The organism is Priestia sp. P5_B4 (assembly GCF_056400385.1).
Genome location: NZ_JBFULJ010000534.1, coordinates 1 through 2,627 on the forward strand (window position 1 = coordinate 1; position 2,627 = coordinate 2,627).

The following is a 2,627-nucleotide window of genomic DNA, read 5'->3' on the forward strand; positions in this document are numbered from 1 at the left end:
CTAAAGAAGTGAGCGATTTTATTGAGTATTTGATTTCAGAGCAGTTTATTTTAGTAGGACAAGGGTCCTTTCCTACTTTATCCGTAGCGGCCAAAGGAAAAGGCGTACTTCTTGGTACGGAAAAAGTGATGAGAAAAGAACAAATGGAAGTGAAGCAAATTGTCCAAGACGACGAGCTGTTTGCTCATTTGCGTTCCGTTCGAAAGCAGCTAGCAGACGAARCCGGCGTGCCTCCTTTTGTTATTTTCTCAGACGATACTCTTCATGATATGTGTGCAAAACTTCCGGTAACGCTTGAACAGTTCGCTACTGTAAAGGGAGTGGGAGAACAAAAACAAGAGCGGTACGGAGAACGATTCATGACTGAAATCAAACAGTTTTGTGAGAAACATCCGGATCGAAAGCGAGAAGTGTCAGCGCCTGCTCCGAAAAAAGCAAGAGCTTCATCAAAAGAAGGCTCTCACTTAATGACGTATGAGCTATTTCAGCAAGGAAAATCGTTAGATGAAATTGCTGCTGAACGTGAATTGAGCCGCATTACCATTGAAAATCATTTGTTTAAATGCGCAGAAGAAGAAAAAGAAATTGACTGGTCACCTTTTCTTTCAGAGGAGGACGAACAGCTTATTTTAGAAGCTGCTTCCTCAGTAGGCGATGAAAAGTTAAAACCAATCAAAGAAGAATTACCTGAAAACATTACTTAYTTTATGATTAAAGTAGCGTTATTCAAACAAAAAATGAAGCAGCTATCTTAAACAAAAAGCTCCTATTAAAGGAGCTTTTTGTGTTGAATAAGCGAGTTTACTGATAAAATAGAAGGTATAAATATTTGAAAAATCAGATTAAATAAAAAGGAGTACTGCACTGAGATGATTGAACGAGAGCTTGAAGCTATTTTGCATGCTTCTAACGACAATATCGTCATCACTGATGAAAAAGGGTGTATTTTACGAGCGAGTCAAAACTGCCGTGATATATACGGGTATGACGTGTCAGAGTTAGTCGGACAAACCGTATACGAATTGCAAGACCGCGGGATATTTTCACCTTCCGTTACGATTGAAGTGTTAAAGAAAAAGAAAGAAGTACAGCTGATGCAAAAAACAGAAACGGGCAAAGTTGTAATGGCAACCGGTATTCCCGTGTATGATGAACATCAGTGTATGAAAAGAGTAATCAGCTTTTCACATGATTTAACAGAGCTTCAGCGCTTAAAAGAAGATTATCAGCAGCTCGAAGTGAAAATGAAAACATATCAGCTAGAAGTGGAAGAGCTTCGGGAACAGCAGTCAAATGATATGGTCATACGAAGTGAATCGATGAAAAAGGTATGGTCCATTATTAATCGCGTGGCAGACAGCGATGCAACGGTTGTGTTGCTAGGTGAATCGGGTGTTGGTAAAACGGCYTTTGCTCGTGCTTTACACTATGGAAGTGAACGAAACGAAGAGCCGTTTATTGAAATCAACTGCGGAGCCATTCCGTCTAGTTTGTTTGAATCTGAAATGTTTGGATACGAAGCAGGCTCTTTTACAGGTGCAAGTACAAAAGGAAAAATAGGAAAGTTTGAATTAGCTCATAACGGTACGCTTTTTTTAGATGAAATAGGAGAGCTACCACTTGATATGCAAGTGAAGCTTTTAAAAGTGCTGCAAGAAAAAACAGTCACCAAAGTTGGAAGTGAACGATCCAAAAACGTAAACTTCAGGCTGATTGTAGCAACAAATCAGCCGCTTGAGGAAATGATCAAAAAAGGAACATTTCGCGAAGATTTATTTTATCGATTACACGTTATTCCGATTACAATTCCTCCGCTTCGCGAACGAAAAGAAGACATCGCGGCACTGCTTTATCACGTGTTACATAAACAAAATGAAAAATATAAAATGAAGAAATTTTTTCATGCAGAAGCACTAAATCAATTAGTGGAATATCATTGGCCCGGAAATGTGCGCGAGCTAGAAAATACGATTGAACGTCTCGTGTTAACAACGGATGAAAACAGTATCTCGCCTCAAGACCTGCCGTTTCATGCAGAAAAGATCAGAAGTGAAAAAGAAGAATGGGAGACCCTAGATGTTTTAACTTCTCAGGGAATGACGCTTCAGCAAGCACTTGCAGAAGTGGAGAAAAACTGGCTGATTCGTGCTTATCGTCAGTGTCAAACGACGTATGAAATGGCAGATGCATTAGGAATCAGTCAGCCTACGGTTGTAAGACGTTTACGAAAGTACAATATTAAATAAGGAAAATATAATTCAAAATGAATTAACCGAGTCAGTACTGAATCGGTTTTTTTGTTTTGATTCTATTATGAATTGAAAATCGTCCATAATTGCACGAAATAGGGTGATGAAATTTGGCATGCATTTTGCATTAATAAAAAGTATCTAAATAAAAAGCGTCAGTATCTAAAATGATGATACGGCGCTAATGAATGAAACCCATTAGGAGGAATAAATCATGCCAAAATATCAGCCGAAAAATTCATTTGAATCTCCGCGTTTTTGTGGACCTCGAACGTTTATGAGACTTCCGTATGTAGAACAAGTAAATGCAGATATGGATTTTATTGTGACGGGTATTCCATTTGATTCAGGGCAATCTTTTCGAACAGGAGCACGTTT

Annotated in this window: 2 protein-coding genes; both read left to right on the plus strand. The window is 38.7% G+C overall.

The window, feature by feature from the left end:
* Positions 1-755, plus strand: a 755-nt coding sequence (locus AC1DRF_RS22525; RefSeq protein WP_477741737.1) for a helix-turn-helix domain-containing protein, incomplete at its 5' end; no start/stop codon positions are given.
* Positions 756-869: 114 nt separating this feature from the next.
* Positions 870-2,246 (plus strand): sigma-54 interaction domain-containing protein, encoded by a 1,377-nt coding sequence (locus AC1DRF_RS22530; protein ID WP_427076163.1) that lies wholly within the window; start codon positions 870-872, stop codon positions 2,244-2,246.
* Positions 2,247-2,627 lie beyond the last annotated feature (381 nt).